We start from the raw sequence: 14,658 nt of genomic DNA on the forward strand, positions 1-14,658 counted from the left end.
GATGGAAGGGACGGATTTTACCATGGCAAAACGGCTTATGTTTGAAAAACCACTAGGAATGCGCGACACGCTTCCTTTTTTTTATAACCAAAAATCAAAAGCTCGAGAACAACTAAAAAACTCGATCTTATCTTATGGATATTCTTTTATGGATACACCTTTTCTGGAATATCATGAAACCGTTGGAAAAGTAAGTGCTACAAAAGAACAACGCTTGTTTAAATTGCTAGACCAGCAGGGGCACACGCTTGTTCTTCGCCCTGATATGACCGCACCGATTGCCAGGGTTGCAGCTTCCCAGCTGAAGGACGCAGAATATCCTTTACGCTTAGCCTATGATGGGCCAGTCTTTCGAGCTCAGCAAGCTGAAGGAGGAAAGCCGGCTCAGTTTGAACAAGTAGGTACTGAGTTAATAGGTGATCATTCTTCTTATGGCGATGCAGAAGTGATTGCTCTTCTCGTTGACTCTTTAAAACAAACAGGACTAGACGATTTTGTCATTACAATCGGCCACATCGGTTACGTAAAAGCATTCTTTAAAGATTTGCTTGGGGAAGATGAAGAAACAAAAGAGCAGCTTCTTGAATATTTATATCGAAAAAATTATGTAGGGTTTCGTGAAGAAGTGAAACAGCTGTCACTTAATGAGGAGAAACGAAAAGCTTTACTTTCTTTACTAGACCTTCGCGGCGGAGAAGAGGTATTTACAGCCAGTAAATCCTTGGCGCGTAACCAAGTATGTATGCAGGCTGTGAATGAATTGAAACAGCTTTATAAACTCCTTAGTAATTATGGGGTAGAGAAATACATCCGTTTTGATTTAAACCTCATCAGTCACATGAATTACTACACTGGGATTTTATTTGAAGGCTACGCGCCTAATCTTGGAGCACTATTATGTAACGGCGGAAGATATGATAAATTGCTCCCATCCTTCCAGTTGAACGCTTCAGCTACTGGGTTTGCGATTCATTTAGAACGGCTGGTTGAGGCACTGAGTGACCTTTCAAACGGGGAAAATCGAATGGGAATTATTGTCGACGAAGAAACACATGCACAGGGGATAAGACGAGCAAGTGAACTGAGACAGCAGGGCTACCACGTTCTATTGCAGCATGTTGACCAAATTCCTGATATTAAAGCATTTAAAAATCAGTTAAAAGAATTTGAAGATTTCACTACTAAAGGGGGAGAAGGTAATGAGTAAACCTCTAATAATTGCTATGCCTAAAGGACGCATTTATGAAGAAGCTGCTGAATTGATGCAGCAGGCAGGTTACAACCTATCCGCCGACGCAGAGGAATCCAGAAAGCTTATTCTAGAATTTCCAGAGCAGAACATTCAGGTGATGATGGCAAAGCCTATGGATGTGGTTACTTATGTAGAATATGGAGCGGCGGATATTGGAATTGCAGGGAAAGACGTCCTTTTAGAACAAGATCGTGACGTGTATGAAGTCCTTGATTTAAAAATTAGTCCTTGTTACGTAGCGGTGGCAGGATTACCAAACCAGCCACTTAGCCGGATTGCACCTAAGATTGCAACAAAATACCCTAAGATCGCTTCTGATTATTTTCGTGAACAGGGAGAACAAATTGAGATTATTCCCTTAAATGGATCGATTGAACTTGCTCCAATTATCGGACTAACCGATCGAATTGTCGATATTGTCTCTACTGGAAGAACCTTAAAAGAAAACGGACTCGTAGAATATGAAAAGATAACGGACATCACTTCAAGACTTATTGTTAATCCAGTGAGTTACCGTCTTAAAGGTAATGAAATTGACGAGATGGTTGATGGACTTAGTAAAGCTGTGGAGGCAGAAAGCGTATGAAAATCATTCAAAGAAATGAGGTCACCTCTTTAAAACGCAGCGTTGATCAAGGTACTGAGGAACAACGTGAATCAGTTAAAAAAATAATTCAAGAAGTGCGGACTGAGGGAAACACAGCAGTCAAAAGATTCACTGAATTATTTGATGGTGTTTCGCTTGATCAATGGCAGGTTACAGAGGATGAGATTGACGAAGCTTATGAATCCGTAGACGGAGAATTTGTGAAAATATTGAGCGAGGCCGCTGCAAATATCCGGAAATTTCATGAAAAACAGCAATCCAATTCATGGTTTCACACTTCTGAAGACGGCTCAATCTTAGGGCAGAAAATTACCCCTGTAGATGCCGCTGGGATCTACGTACCCGGGGGTACGGCAGCTTATCCTTCCTCTGTATTCATGAATGTTATTCCTGCTCAGGTTGCTGGAGTGGAACGTATTGTAATGGTTACTCCTCCTGGAAAAGACGGAAAAGTGCCGGCTGGTGTTTTAGTTTCTGCAAAACTACTAGGTGTTACAGAAATTTATAAAGTGGGAGGCGCACAGGCCATTGCTGCTCTTGCTTATGGAACAGAATCTCTAACAGCTGTAGATAAAATTACTGGACCAGGTAATGTATTTGTGGCACTGGCTAAACGTGAAGTTTTTGGTGATGTAGATATTGATATGATTGCAGGGCCAAGCGAAATTGCGGTCTTAGCCGATGATACAGCGCGAGGAGAAGAAGTAGCAGCTGATTTACTATCGCAAGCAGAACACGATGCTCGTTCTTCAAGCGTGCTTGTTACAACTAGCGAAAAGCTGGCCAAAGATGTCCAACAGGCCGTCCACAATCAGATGGAAACTTTGCCCCGCTATGAAATCGTTAAGGCCAGCATTGAAGATTATGGTGCAATCGTTATATGCGATAATAAGAAAGAAGCTATTTCTACGATTAATGAAATTGCAGCTGAGCACTTAGAAATTGTAACAGAGAACCCGTTTGAAGATATGGCTAAAGTAAAGCATGCAGGAGCGATCTTTCTAGGACCTTACAGCAGTGAACCAGTAGGAGATTACTTTGCAGGCCCTAACCATGTATTGCCGACAAGCGGAACCGCTCGCTTTTCAAGTCCTTTATCGGTGGATGACTTTGTAAAAAAATCAAGTGTCATCTCTTACAGTGGGCAAGCCCTGAGGGAACACGGTGATAAAATAGCACAGTTTGCAAGACTTGAAGGATTAGAAGCACATGCGAGAGCTATTGAAACTCGGAAAGGAAGATGGGAATGACAAATACCCGTAAGGCGAACATAAGTAGAAAAACGCGAGAAACCGATATAGAACTTGAGTTTTCTATCGATGGTGAAGGAAAAGCAAACCTTGATGTGCAAGTTCCTTTTGTGTCTCATATGCTTGAACTTTTCACAAAGCATGGTCTGTTTGATTTAACAGTTAACGGCAAAGGAGATGTCGAAGTAGATGACCACCACCTCACAGAAGATATCGGCATAGTGCTTGGACAAGCATTAAGAGAAGCATTAGGTGATAAATACGGAATCAAACGCTACGGTTCAATGACTTTGCCAATGGATGAAACTCTTGTTACAGTAGCCGTTGATTTAAGTGATCGTCCACATTTGGAATGGCGGGCTGAGCTTCCTAAAGGTCGAGTAGGTACATTTGATACGGAAAACGTCCATGAATTCTTCTGGAAGCTGGCAGTTGAAGCTCGTATGAACTTACATATTGTGCTTCATCATGGTCATAATACCCACCATATTATTGAAGCTATGTTTAAAGCTTTTGCAAGAGCATTAGATGAAGCGACTCAAGTAGATCCACGAATCAAAGGAGTCCCTAGTACGAAAGGAAGTTTATAAATGATTGGTATCATTGACTATGGAATGGGGAATTTGTTCAGTGTCTCAAAAGCATTGGAGCGGATGGATGTACCATATACCATCGGAGAACGCCCTGAGGAAATCCTGGACTGCGATGGATATATTTTGCCGGGAGTCGGTGCCTTTCCTGATGCAATGAAGGCTCTAAAAGAACATGGATTTATCGACTTTATCAAACAAAAAGTAGAAAACCAAGTTCCGATTTATGGAATCTGTTTAGGCATGCAACTGTTATTTGAACAAAGTGAAGAAGGCGGTTTAACAGATGGGCTCGGTTTATTTCCCGGGAAAATAGTTAGGTTTCCAGGTGAAGATGAAACGGGACAAACTTATAAAGTGCCACACATGGGCTGGAATCAACTGCAGCTGCATGAAAAGAGCCACCCCCTGATGCAGAATGTCGGGGAAGAGTATGTTTATTTTGTACACTCTTATGTAGTAGATACTCATTCGGAAGATATCTTGTTTGCCACCGCAGACTATCATAAAACAGTACCTGCTATTGTTGGTAAGAACAATCTAGTGGCGAGCCAGTTTCACCCTGAGAAAAGCGGACGTGCAGGCATTCAGTTATTAGAAAATTTTTGCAAGAGAATGGTTAAACAGTGAGGAGCATGCAGAATGAGCTTTACAATCTTCCCAGCAATTGATATGAGAAATGGACAATGTGTGAGATTGGAACAAGGAGACTTTAGTAAGGAAACCATATACGGGGATGATCCGTTTGAAGTAGCTAAAGGGTTTGCTGATGCCGGTGCTTCATGGATCCATATGGTGGACTTAGATGGAGCAAAAGAAGGTTCTAAGCAAAATGCCGAACATGTTGTAAAAGTGGCAAAAGAACTCAATGTAAAAGTACAAATCGGCGGTGGTATTCGTTCAGAAGCAGACGTTGAGTATTATTTAAGCCGCGGGATCGATCGCGTCATCATAGGTTCATTAGCTATTCGTGACTTACCTTTGACGAAAGAGCTTCTTAACAAATACAAAGAGCAAATTGTTATTGGTTTAGATGCAAGAGACGGGTTTGTAGCAACTGAAGGCTGGTTAGAGCGTTCAGAAACTACAGCAGTGGATCTTGGTAAGGAACTGGCTGAAGCCGGAGCCCGAACTTTTATTTATACAGATATTGCAAAAGATGGAATGCTTCAAGGCCCGAATGTGGAGGAAATCGTTAGACTCGGAACAGAAACAGGGGTCGATGTCATTGCTTCTGGTGGAATCAAAGGAATTGAAGACTTACAGGAACTTAGAAAATACCAAGCGCAAAACGTCATTGGTTCTATTGTTGGGAAAGCCCTATATACGAATCGAATTCAGCTAACAGAAGCACTGCAAGAGGAGGAAGGATAATGCTGTCAAAACGGATTATACCTTGTCTTGATGTGAAAGAAGGGCGCGTAGTTAAAGGCATACAGTTTGTAGATATCCGAGATGCTGGTGATCCTGTAGAATTAGCAAAGGTGTATGATGAACAAGGAGCCGATGAGCTTGTTTTTCTAGATATCTCTGCTACTCATGAAGGAAAAAAAACAATGATCGATGTCGTTCGTTCTGTTGCTTCAGAGTTAGCTATTCCTTTTACAGTTGGAGGCGGTATTCGCACTCTTGAAGATATGAAAGAAACCCTGCGTAACGGAGCGGATAAAGTATCTTTGAATTCAGCGGCTGTCCAGAGGCCAGAACTGATTAAAGAAGGCGCAGATTATTTCGGTGCCCAATGTATTGTTGTCGCAATTGATGCCCGCTACGATGAGGATGCGGGGACGTGGCGAGTATATACTCACGGCGGACGTACACCAACCGACCGTCTCGTGACTGACTGGGCGCAGGAAGCTGTGCGCTTAGGTGCAGGTGAGATATTATTAACTTCAATGAATCAAGATGGTGAAAAAACAGGTTTTGATTTACCTCTTCTTCAAGCGGTACAAGAAGTGGTTACCGTCCCAGTCATTGCTTCTGGAGGAGCGGGTTCAGCAGAACATTTCACTGAAGTGTTCCAGGAAGTAGACGCAGATGCTGCTTTAGCCGCTTCTATTTTCCATTATAAAGAGACATCGATTGAGAACGTTAAGGACCACTTGCGTTCGAAAGGGGTTATTGTACGATGAATATAGATGAAATTAAATTTGATGAAAAAGGGTTAGTCCCTGCGATTGTCCAGGATGCTCAATCAAGAGCTGTACTAACCCTGGCTTATATGAATAAAGAGTCTTTACAAATGACACTTGATAAAAGAGAAACGGTCTTCTATAGTCGGTCCCGCCAGGAGCTTTGGCACAAAGGTGCTACTTCGGGAAACACTCAAAAAGTAGAGAGCCTTCACTACGATTGTGATCAAGATGCGATTTTAGTACAAGTGACCCCTGCAGGTCCCGCTTGTCATAAAGGCGATTACAGCTGCTTTGGCGAATCCGTTGTCAACGAGAAAACATCTCCAAAAGCAGAGCCTTATGCAATACTAGACCAGCTTCGTGACGTATTGGCTGAACGTAAAGCCACTCTTCCTGAAGGCTCCTACACTTCCCAGCTCTTTCAAGAAGGCGTCGATCGCATCGCTAAAAAAATTGGAGAAGAAGCAGGCGAAGTCATTATCGCTGCTAAAAACAATGATCCAGACGAATTATCCATGGAGTCTGCGGACTTATTATTCCATTTACTTCTTCTGCTGACTGACCGAGGCGTGAGTCTGGAACAAGTTTTAGATGTGTTGGAAAAGCGCCACAACTAAGGAACTTAAGAAATTAGTAAAATCTCCTATTTCAAGATCACTTTCTGTGTTATACTGCATAATTAGTGAGTACGGATATGGAAGTAGGAGGACAGTCATGACGACATCACCGAATCCAACCATTACAGAAAAGCAGTCTAACATTATACCGTTTTTACCCACGGGTAATTTCTATTTTTCATATGGCATTCAAGCCTTTAAAAAAAGAAGGTTTGATTCGGCTGTTAAATGGTTAAAAAAAGCAATTGAATTATCACCTGATGAACCGCTCTATCCTTGCCAGCTTTCGGTTGTTTATACGGAAGTTGGCTCTTATCATGCCGCCAACCAAGTTTTAAGTGATGTGGTGGCGAACTTTGGCGAGGAGTACGTCGATTGTTATTATCTGATGGCTAATAACTATGCACACCTCGGTTTGTTAAGTGATGCTAAAAAATACGCAGAAAAGTATATGGCAAGAGCAAAAGAGGGGGATTTTGAAGAAGCCGCTTCTCAGTTAATTGAAATGCTTGATTCATTAGAAGAGGACGAAGCTGAAAATGACTATGCATTTGAAGATGAAGATGAATTGATCCTTTACCAAGAAACGGCTTTTTATCACCTTGAACATGAGGAATGGGAGGAAGCATTACCTGTTTTACATGAAATGATGCAGCTTTTTCCTGAGTTTACGTTAGCGAAGCATCAATATGCATATGCTCTTTTCAATAGTGGAAATGAAGAGGAAGCGATTGATTTAGAAAGGAAATGGCTTGAAACGGATGATAAGGACATTCATTCTCACGTCAATTTAGCGACTTTTTATTTGCAGAATGACCAGCGTGAAGCCGCTTTTCAACATATTGAGCCGCTTCGTAATGTATTTCCCATGCATGAACATCAGAAGTTAGCTGTAGCTGAAACTTTAACAAGAGCGGGTTATTACGAAGAAGCCGTCGAACGTTTTCGTGGATTGAAAAATAAAATAGTCGTAGGCAGGAGAGGCTATTATAAATGGTTCAGTATCGCTTCTTATCAAACTGGAAAGCCCTCGCGAGCGTTACAGCTGTGGGAGAAGGGCTGTAAACAATTTCCCCATCTTAGCGAAGAAGGCGGACCGTGGATTCATCAGTAAGCACATTAATGGACGATGTTTCGACAATTTATTATGATAAGGAAAGAATAAAGGTAGAGTGAAGTGAGGAGTTGATCATCATGACAGAAGATCGTATTTTTGATGTCATTATTGCAGGAGCCGGCCCAGCAGGGATGACAGCTGCTGTTTATACGTCACGCGCGAACCTGGACACCCTGATGATTGAGCGAGGGGTGCCTGGCGGACAAATGGCTAACACAGAAGATGTAGAGAACTACCCAGGATTTGAAAGTATTCTTGGGCCTGATCTTTCTAATAAAATGTTTGAGCATGCCAAGAAATTTGGTGCTGAGTATGCTTATGGAGATATTAAGGAAATCGTGGATGGGAAAGAATACAAAACAGTAAAAGCTGGGTCAAAAGAATATAAAGCCCGCAGTGTGATTATTACCACTGGTGCTCAATATAAAGAATTAGGTGTCCAAGGTGAAAAAGAATTGGGCGGCCGCGGCGTTTCTTATTGCGCAGTTTGTGACGGAGCTTTCTTCCGCGATAAAGAACTAGTTGTTGTAGGTGGAGGAGACTCTGCTGTTGAAGAAGGCGTCTATTTAACACGCTTTGCAAGTAAAGTTACAATTGTTCACCGCCGTGATGAGCTTCGTGCTCAAAAAATCCTTCAAGATCGAGCGTTTGATAATGATAAAATTAACTTCATTTGGAATACAGAAGTGAAGACGATTAATGAAGAAAACGGCAAAGTTGGCAGTGTTACTCTGCACAACAACAAAACAAATGAAGAATATGACTTTAAAACAAATGGCACGTTCATCTATATTGGAATGAACCCGCTGAGCGGACCATTTGAATCATTGGGAATTAACAATGAGCAAGGTTATATCGAAACGGATGAACGCATGGAAACAAAAGTGCCTGGTGTTTTCGCAGCTGGCGATATCCGCGAAAAAGAACTGCGTCAAATCGTTACAGCAACAGGAGATGGCAGTATTGCTGCACAATCAGCCCAACACTATATTGAAAACCTGTTGGAAGAGTTAAAAGTTGTTAACTAAAAAGTAACTGCTTCTTAACGATTCTGTAACACAAACGAAACATTTCTGGGTTACACTTAAAGTGATTAATTGACCCCCTTTTAATAGATAGATCTCTATTAGGCACAGGTGTTTATCACCTGTGCACTTTTTTTGTGCCCAGATATCATGGCGCATAACATTGTGGCGAATCACGTATTCATTGTATAATAGATAAAGATGTCCTCGAGAGAGATTAATGAGGTGAGTAGATCGTGCAACGTGTTGCGAATTGTATTTTACGAGTAAATAATCAAGTATTAATGCTTAAAAAACCAAGACGAGGATGGTATGTGGTTCCTGGCGGGAAGATGGAAGCCGGGGAAAACATTAAAGACTCCGTGATCCGTGAGTTTAAAGAAGAAACAGGACTAGATATTGTTGATCCTGAATTAAAGGGTTCTTTTACATTTATTATGAAAGAGGACAATGAAACCGTCCAAGAATGGATGATGTTTACTTTTCAAACCACTTCTTTTCAAGGTGAGCTCCTTGAGTTCAGCGAGGAAGGAGAATTAGAGTGGGTGGATGTGAACGAGGTTCTAGATAAGCCGATGGCTGAAGGAGATCGTCACATTTTTAAACATATCTTAAATAGTGAAGATCAAATATACGGAACTTTTGTATATACCACCGATTTTAAATTAATTGATCAAGATATGGATCCTTCTCGACCTAAGTAACCAGGGGGCGAAAAATATGTTGGAAAAAGAGCAAAGCACTCAGTTAGTGATTATTACAGGTATGTCAGGTGCGGGAAAGACAGTAGCCATTCAAAGCTTTGAGGATTTAGGGTACTTTTGTGTAGATAATTTACCACCGGCTTTGCTGCCGAAATTTCTAGAGTTGATGAAAGATTCGACGAATGACATTCGTAATGTAGCTCTAGTAATGGATTTACGTGGCAGGGAATTTTTTGATGCTTTATTTGAATCACTTGATCAAGTCAGTAAAGAAGACTGGCTGGAAGCTCATGTTTTGTTTTTAGATGCTGAAGATCAAGCCCTAGTATCTCGTTATAAAGAAACGAGAAGGTCCCACCCTCTAGCGCAGGAAGGACTGCCGCTTGAAGGTATTCGCCAAGAGCGTAAATTATTAGATGAGCTTCGAGGGCGTGCTCAGACCATTATCCATACGACCAGCTTAAAACCTAGGGAATTAAGAGATCGAATTTTAGATCAATATAAAGCAAAAGAACAACAAGTATTCTCCGTACAAATGGTCTCATTTGGTTTTAAATATGGTGTTCCGATCGATGCTGATTTAGTGTTTGATGTCCGCTTTCTTCCTAACCCACACTATGTTGAACAAATGCGGCCATTGACAGGTTTGAATTCTGAAGTTTCTTCTTATGTACTGAAATGGTCTGATACGCAAAAGTTTCTGGAAAAGCTAACGGATCTATTACAATTCATGCTTCCTCAATACCGGAGAGAAGGTAAAAGTCAATTGGTTATTGCTATTGGGTGCACGGGCGGTCAACACCGCTCTGTTACGTTAGCTGAACATCTTTCTAATTATTTCTCAAAAGATTTCACAACTCATGTAACCCATCGAGATATAGATAAAAGAAAGGGTCTGTAATTCATGAATCGTTCAACGAAGCCACGAGTGGTCGTGATTGGCGGGGGAACGGGGATGCCGGTATTGTTACGAGGACTTAAATATTTTCCTATTGACCTTTCAGCCATTGTTACTGTTGCTGACGATGGTGGAAGCTCTGGAAGACTTCGTAATGAACTTGCTATACCTGCACCAGGGGATATTCGAAACGTTCTTGCTGCTTTATCAGATGCAGAGCCTATGCTTCTGGATTTGTTTCAACATCGCTTTGCAAATGGAAATGGCCTATCTGGGCATTCTATGGGTAACCTGCTGCTGGCAGCTATGACTTCCATGACAGGGGATTTTTATAATGGAATAAAAGAAATATCTAAAGTTCTAAATGTCCGTGGTAATATTTATCCTACAGCCAATCATTCGATGAATCTGCACGCTGAAATGGAAGATGGCACGATCGTTTCAGGGGAATCAAACATTCCTAAGCAAAATAAAAAAATTAAACGGGTATTTGTCAGCCCATTGCCAATCCAGCCTTTGCCTGAAGCCACTATGGCGATTAAAGAAGCTGATTTAGTTGTTATTGCACCGGGAAGCTTATACACAAGTATTATGCCGAATATTATAGTTCCTGAAATTAGAGAAGCATTACAGAAAACAAAAGCAAAGGTGACGTATGTTTGTAATGTGATGACACAACAAGGAGAAACATCGGGGTATTCAGCTGGTGATCATGTGCAGGCGCTGCACGATCATGTGGGTAAAGGAACGATTAACTCCATTATTGTTCATAATCAACCGATTGCTCCTGCTGTAAAGAAAATTTACGCTGAAGAAAATGCAGAACCCGTCATCTATGATATCGATCGTGTGAAGAAGATGGGAATTGAGATTATAGAAGAAGACATTTTAGATCGTAATAAGTCTACGATTCGTCATGATACGAATAAGTTGGCTCATTTACTGTATTCTATGATTTAAAAAAGGTTGGGGGTGAACAGTGATGTCATTTGCTTCAGAGATAAAAAAAGAGTTAACAAATGTAGAGGCGGATGAATGCTGTAATGAATCCGAACTTGCCGCGCTAGTGCGCATGAACGGAACTTTCTCACTATCTAATCAAAGCTATCTATTGGATGTCCAAACGGAAAATGCTGCAATAGCCAGAAGAATTTATACGTTAATTAAAAAGCTTTATCCGTATCCTGTGGAATTGCTTGTTCGAAAAAAAATGAGGCTTAAGAAGAATAATGTGTACATTGTTAGGATGAAAGATAATGCTGAGAAAGTTTTAAATGATCTAGAAATTTTAAAAGGTCCCCTTTCTATAAATCCTAATATTCCGAAGAAGTATTTAAAAACTACCTGTTGTAAAAGAGCTTACTTAAGAGGAGCTTTTCTTGCGGGTGGATCGGTTAATAATCCGGAAACTTCCTCTTATCATTTAGAGATCTATTCCTCAGATCAAGAGCATAATGAAGCGTTGTGCGAGCTGATGAACAGTTTCGGGCTCCATGCGCGTACACTTGAACGGAAAAAAGGGTTTATCACTTATTTGAAAGAAGCTGAAAAAATCACAGAGCTTATTAGTAATATAGGAGCCCATCAAGCCCTGTTTAAATTCGAAGATGTACGAATCGTTAGAGATATGAGAAATTCAGTGAACCGGCTGGTAAATTGCGAAACTGCAAATTTAAATAAAACAATTGGCGCTGCTTTTAGGCAAGTAGAAAATATAAAATTCATTAAAAGCACGGTCGGTTTAGAGGCGTTACCTGATAAATTACAGGAAATTGCCCGTTTACGTTATGACCATCAAGAAGTATCACTCAAAGAATTAGGTGAACTTGTCTCTGGATCCCCCATCAGCAAATCGGGAATTAACCATCGTTTAAGAAAAATTGATGAATTTGCTGATAAAGTTCGACGGGGAGAGATACAAGAAAGTAGTCAAAAGTAATGTCAAAAGCATTGATTCGTGCTATAATGATTTCAATAAAGAACGCACTCTAAAGAGTAGCGTTCTTTATTTCAAATTTATGAATGCGCTTTCTACACTTACTTGCATGTTAGGAAGGAGAAATGATAAATGAAGGAAAAAAATATTACAATTGATTTAACCACAGGACTTCAAGCAAGGCCAGCAGCTCAATTTGTTCAACTCGCAAACCGCTACACTTCAGACGTATTTATTGAAAAAGACAATAAAAGAATTAACGCGAAAAGCATTATGGGGTTAATGAGTCTAGCTGTAGGGCAAGGCGAAGAGATAAAGTTAATTGTGGATGGTTCAGATGAGGAAGTAGTCCTCAAAGAGTTAACAGAATTCGTTAAGCAGTCGTAAGGTTATTTATGTGAAAAAATGAACAGATTAAATAAGGGAACGTTCTCATATACTTAGAAGAACTTCTTCTCAAAAAAACCCCACTGCTTTTAGGCAGCGGGGTTTAAAATTCTCATTATTTTTCGTTTGTTTTTTCCATTACTTTATCAATTAAACCATACTCTACAGCTTCATGGGCAGACATGAAATTGTCACGATCTGTGTCACGTTCAATAACTTCAATTGGCTGACCCGTTCTTTCAGATAGAATTTGGTTCAGTTTTTCACGCATTTTAATAATACGTTTAGCATGAATTTCAATATCAGATGCTTGACCTTGAGTACCGCCTAGAGGCTGGTGAATCATGACTTCACTGTTTGGCAGTGCGTAACGTTTTCCTTTTGTACCTGCGTTTAATAAGAAAGCTCCCATGGAAGCGGCCATTCCTGTGCAGATCGTGGACACATCTGGCTTAATGAATTGCATTGTATCATAAATCGCCATTCCAGATGTTATGGAACCACCTGGTGAGTTAATGTAAAGAGAGATATCTTTGTCTGGATCATCAGCGGCTAAGAAAAGTAGTTGCGCGACAACAGAGTTTGAGATATTGTCGTCAATTGGACTACCTAACATAATAATACGGTCTTTGAGTAGGCGTGAATAGATATCGTAAGCACGCTCTCCTCTGTTCGTTTGTTCAATAACTGTAGGGACTAAATTCATTCTAATTCCTCCTTATTATCATACATTTATGATGGAATGTAATTTTATAATACAGTTAAGGTCAGAAAAGGTCAAACAAAACCCTTTGACATATTTCTTATACCATCTTTCCCTAATTTACCATGGATAAACGTATGAATCTTAGTATGAATAAAAAGAAGTTTAGGCTGTGCGTCTTGCTTTTCTCCCCATTCGTAAGTATAATAGATTTTGCACTTTTTGTTTTGCGCCCGTAGCTCAGTTGGATAGAGCGGTAGATTCCGGTTCTACGTCAGTCGGAGGTTCGAATCCTCTCGGGCGCGCTTAATATAAATGAAATTAGACGCTGGGACAAAACTGAATAAAGGCATAATATAATCCGAACGATTTTATTGAAATCAGTTCGGATTTTTTATGTGCCAAGAAAGGAGTTTACCATCTCTCCGTCAAACCACTTCGATTTCAGTGGGCACGCCTCAGCTTCCTCTTGCGCACCAGGTACCAGGTACCCTTATGCTCCCTCGCTGCAATAGTGTTGCTCCACGGTATTTTGACTGCGCTATTGATCTGAGCTTAAACGATTCAGTTTTTATCGTTCGTTTTTTGACATCAAGGCTTTACTTATGTCCCAGTCTGTTTTTTATTATACTTGTATAATAATATAGGTTTTTCAATCTACGTGATGTACAATTCTTATACACATATATTTGTTTGTTCAATATAATAGTACGGGTTTATTATTTTACCATTCTATGTTACTCTAGAGGGTGTAATAGGAACTGCTGATCGCTTTTAATTAAAAAGGAGTTTTTATGACAAACATTCTTCGATTTAAAATTATGTCGACTGAAAGAGTTTCTGATGATCGTAGAGTACATGTCTTTGATATGATGAATCAACGTAATTTATCTTTCAATTTCGATTCCATGAAACGATCACCTGAAAGACTTGACAGCGAAGAAGAACTATCTCAATTCTTGAATACAAAAAAGTATAAAATTGAACATGGCTTTTATGATAAAAAAGGACACGTCTCTTAACGTGTCCTTATTTTTGTATACATGCTACACTAGAAGCAAATGGTATATATGAGGGGTTTGTATGAATAGAATAATTTTTTATGGCAAACAAAACTGCTGTTTGTGTGATGAAGTGAGAAGTCTAATCGAAATTTTAAAAAGTAATTATGAAATTGATGTTAAAGAAGTCGATATAGAGGGTAATAGAAAACTGGAGCAAAAATATTTGGTGGAAATCCCTGTGCTGGATATAAATGGTGAAGAACTTGAGTACCGTCAAATAGACCTCTCTACAATAAGAGAGCGTTTACATTGATCTTGCGCCATTTTATAACTTGCGCAGGCAATTTCACACTGTTAATATAATAGGTGAATAGAATATTTTTTTGCTCCTAGTGGGACAGAATATGACTGCCTGGGACGCATTTACCCCGGT

The 14,658-nt window shown here is 40.2% G+C and carries 18 protein-coding genes and 1 tRNA gene; 18 read left to right on the forward strand and 1 reads right to left on the reverse strand.

Annotated elements, in window-relative coordinates:
• Window positions 1–22 precede the first annotated feature (22 nt).
• From IEV27_RS16810 to IEV27_RS16880, 15 genes are all read left to right on the forward strand, one after another.
• On the forward strand, window positions 23–1,207 hold the full coding sequence (locus IEV27_RS16810; RefSeq protein WP_188378658.1) for an ATP phosphoribosyltransferase regulatory subunit: 1,185 nt from the start codon (window positions 23–25) through the stop codon (window positions 1,205–1,207).
• Complete coding sequence (gene hisG, locus IEV27_RS16815) at window positions 1,200–1,838, forward strand: ATP phosphoribosyltransferase (RefSeq protein WP_188378659.1); 639 nt, start codon at window positions 1,200–1,202, stop codon at window positions 1,836–1,838. The genes IEV27_RS16810 and hisG overlap by 8 nt, the downstream gene beginning before the upstream one ends.
• Window positions 1,835–3,109, forward strand: a complete 1,275-nt coding sequence (gene hisD, locus IEV27_RS16820) for a histidinol dehydrogenase (protein ID WP_188378660.1) — start codon at window positions 1,835–1,837, stop codon at window positions 3,107–3,109. Before hisG ends, hisD begins: the two co-directional genes overlap by 4 nt.
• Entirely contained in the window at window positions 3,106–3,699 is a 594-nt protein-coding gene (hisB, locus tag IEV27_RS16825) for an imidazoleglycerol-phosphate dehydratase HisB (protein ID WP_188378661.1), read from the forward strand. The genes hisD and hisB overlap by 4 nt, the downstream gene beginning before the upstream one ends.
• A complete protein-coding gene (gene hisH / locus IEV27_RS16830; RefSeq protein ID WP_188378662.1) occupies window positions 3,700–4,329 on the forward strand; it encodes an imidazole glycerol phosphate synthase subunit HisH in 630 nt (209 codons plus the stop codon). It abuts the gene before it with no gap.
• Between the two features lie 12 nt (window positions 4,330–4,341).
• Window positions 4,342–5,073 (forward strand): 1-(5-phosphoribosyl)-5-[(5-phosphoribosylamino)methylideneamino]imidazole-4-carboxamide isomerase, encoded by a 732-nt coding sequence (gene hisA / locus IEV27_RS16835; RefSeq protein WP_188378663.1) that lies wholly within the window; start codon window positions 4,342–4,344, stop codon window positions 5,071–5,073.
• Complete coding sequence (gene hisF, locus IEV27_RS16840; RefSeq protein WP_188378664.1) at window positions 5,073–5,831, forward strand: imidazole glycerol phosphate synthase subunit HisF; 759 nt, start codon at window positions 5,073–5,075, stop codon at window positions 5,829–5,831. Before hisA ends, hisF begins: the two co-directional genes overlap by 1 nt.
• Window positions 5,828–6,451, forward strand: a complete 624-nt coding sequence (gene hisIE, locus IEV27_RS16845; protein ID WP_188378665.1) for a bifunctional phosphoribosyl-AMP cyclohydrolase/phosphoribosyl-ATP diphosphatase HisIE — start codon at window positions 5,828–5,830, stop codon at window positions 6,449–6,451. The genes hisF and hisIE overlap by 4 nt, the downstream gene beginning before the upstream one ends.
• A gap of 97 nt (window positions 6,452–6,548) precedes the next feature.
• Window positions 6,549–7,565, forward strand: coding sequence for a tetratricopeptide repeat protein (locus IEV27_RS16850; protein ID WP_188378666.1), 1,017 nt, complete (start codon window positions 6,549–6,551; stop codon window positions 7,563–7,565).
• A gap of 80 nt (window positions 7,566–7,645) precedes the next feature.
• A complete protein-coding gene (trxB, locus tag IEV27_RS16855; RefSeq protein WP_188378667.1) occupies window positions 7,646–8,596 on the forward strand; it encodes a thioredoxin-disulfide reductase in 951 nt (316 codons plus the stop codon).
• A gap of 233 nt (window positions 8,597–8,829) precedes the next feature.
• Window positions 8,830–9,297, forward strand: a complete 468-nt coding sequence (locus tag IEV27_RS16860) for an 8-oxo-dGTP diphosphatase (RefSeq protein WP_188378668.1) — start codon at window positions 8,830–8,832, stop codon at window positions 9,295–9,297.
• A gap of 16 nt (window positions 9,298–9,313) precedes the next feature.
• The gene (gene rapZ / locus IEV27_RS16865; RefSeq protein WP_188378669.1) at window positions 9,314–10,198 is read left to right on the forward strand and encodes an RNase adapter RapZ; all 885 of its coding nucleotides are present in this window, start codon (window positions 9,314–9,316) and stop codon (window positions 10,196–10,198) included.
• A gap of 3 nt (window positions 10,199–10,201) precedes the next feature.
• Window positions 10,202–11,155, forward strand: a complete 954-nt coding sequence (mgfK, locus tag IEV27_RS16870; protein WP_188378670.1) for a gluconeogenesis morphogenetic factor MgfK — start codon at window positions 10,202–10,204, stop codon at window positions 11,153–11,155.
• A gap of 22 nt (window positions 11,156–11,177) precedes the next feature.
• Window positions 11,178–12,134, forward strand: coding sequence for a DNA-binding protein WhiA (gene whiA / locus IEV27_RS16875; RefSeq protein ID WP_188378671.1), 957 nt, complete (start codon window positions 11,178–11,180; stop codon window positions 12,132–12,134).
• A gap of 129 nt (window positions 12,135–12,263) precedes the next feature.
• Complete coding sequence (locus IEV27_RS16880; protein WP_188378672.1) at window positions 12,264–12,518, forward strand: HPr family phosphocarrier protein; 255 nt, start codon at window positions 12,264–12,266, stop codon at window positions 12,516–12,518.
• A 115-nt stretch (window positions 12,519–12,633) separates the two neighbouring features.
• Here the strand turns inward: IEV27_RS16880 and clpP are convergent, their stop codons facing one another.
• Entirely contained in the window at window positions 12,634–13,224 is a 591-nt protein-coding gene (gene clpP / locus IEV27_RS16885; RefSeq protein WP_188378673.1) for an ATP-dependent Clp endopeptidase proteolytic subunit ClpP, read from the reverse strand.
• Between the two features lie 226 nt (window positions 13,225–13,450).
• On the opposite strand from clpP, the gene IEV27_RS16890 reads away from it, so the two are divergent.
• The 3 genes from IEV27_RS16890 (at window position 13,451) to IEV27_RS16900 (ending at window position 14,538) form a co-directional block, all read left to right on the forward strand.
• A tRNA-Arg gene (locus IEV27_RS16890) sits at window positions 13,451–13,526 on the forward strand.
• A gap of 489 nt (window positions 13,527–14,015) precedes the next feature.
• The gene (locus IEV27_RS16895) at window positions 14,016–14,243 is read left to right on the forward strand and encodes a hypothetical protein (protein WP_188378674.1); all 228 of its coding nucleotides are present in this window, start codon (window positions 14,016–14,018) and stop codon (window positions 14,241–14,243) included.
• A gap of 61 nt (window positions 14,244–14,304) precedes the next feature.
• A complete protein-coding gene (locus IEV27_RS16900; protein ID WP_188378675.1) occupies window positions 14,305–14,538 on the forward strand; it encodes a glutaredoxin family protein in 234 nt (77 codons plus the stop codon).
• Window positions 14,539–14,658: the final 120 nt, after the last annotated feature.

Source organism: Halobacillus andaensis, from assembly GCF_014636475.1.
GTDB lineage: Bacteria > Bacillota > Bacilli > Bacillales > Halobacillaceae > Halobacillus_A > Halobacillus_A andaensis.

Bases quoted from the DNA above. Each gene is read 5' to 3' on its own strand.
- IEV27_RS16895 (WP_188378674.1), top strand. From the start codon at position 14,016: ATGACAAACATTCTTCGATTTAAAATTATGTCGACTGAAAGAGTTTCT.
- trxB (WP_188378667.1), top strand. From the start codon at position 7,646: ATGACAGAAGATCGTATTTTTGATGTCATTATTGCAGGAGCCGGCCCA.
- IEV27_RS16900 (WP_188378675.1), top strand. From the start codon at position 14,305: ATGAATAGAATAATTTTTTATGGCAAACAAAACTGCTGTTTGTGTGAT.
- hisG (WP_188378659.1), top strand. From the start codon at position 1,200: ATGAGTAAACCTCTAATAATTGCTATGCCTAAAGGACGCATTTATGAA.
- hisA (WP_188378663.1), top strand. From the start codon at position 4,342: ATGAGCTTTACAATCTTCCCAGCAATTGATATGAGAAATGGACAATGT.
- clpP (WP_188378673.1), bottom strand. From the start codon at position 13,224: ATGAATTTAGTCCCTACAGTTATTGAACAAACGAACAGAGGAGAGCGT.
- hisB (WP_188378661.1), top strand. From the start codon at position 3,106: ATGACAAATACCCGTAAGGCGAACATAAGTAGAAAAACGCGAGAAACC.
- hisF (WP_188378664.1), top strand. From the start codon at position 5,073: ATGCTGTCAAAACGGATTATACCTTGTCTTGATGTGAAAGAAGGGCGC.
- IEV27_RS16850 (WP_188378666.1), top strand. From the start codon at position 6,549: ATGACGACATCACCGAATCCAACCATTACAGAAAAGCAGTCTAACATT.
- IEV27_RS16880 (WP_188378672.1), top strand. From the start codon at position 12,264: ATGAAGGAAAAAAATATTACAATTGATTTAACCACAGGACTTCAAGCA.
- IEV27_RS16810 (WP_188378658.1), top strand. From the start codon at position 23: ATGGCAAAACGGCTTATGTTTGAAAAACCACTAGGAATGCGCGACACG.
- rapZ (WP_188378669.1), top strand. From the start codon at position 9,314: ATGTTGGAAAAAGAGCAAAGCACTCAGTTAGTGATTATTACAGGTATG.
- mgfK (WP_188378670.1), top strand. From the start codon at position 10,202: ATGAATCGTTCAACGAAGCCACGAGTGGTCGTGATTGGCGGGGGAACG.
- hisIE (WP_188378665.1), top strand. From the start codon at position 5,828: ATGAATATAGATGAAATTAAATTTGATGAAAAAGGGTTAGTCCCTGCG.
- hisH (WP_188378662.1), top strand. From the start codon at position 3,700: ATGATTGGTATCATTGACTATGGAATGGGGAATTTGTTCAGTGTCTCA.
- whiA (WP_188378671.1), top strand. From the start codon at position 11,178: ATGTCATTTGCTTCAGAGATAAAAAAAGAGTTAACAAATGTAGAGGCG.
- hisD (WP_188378660.1), top strand. From the start codon at position 1,835: ATGAAAATCATTCAAAGAAATGAGGTCACCTCTTTAAAACGCAGCGTT.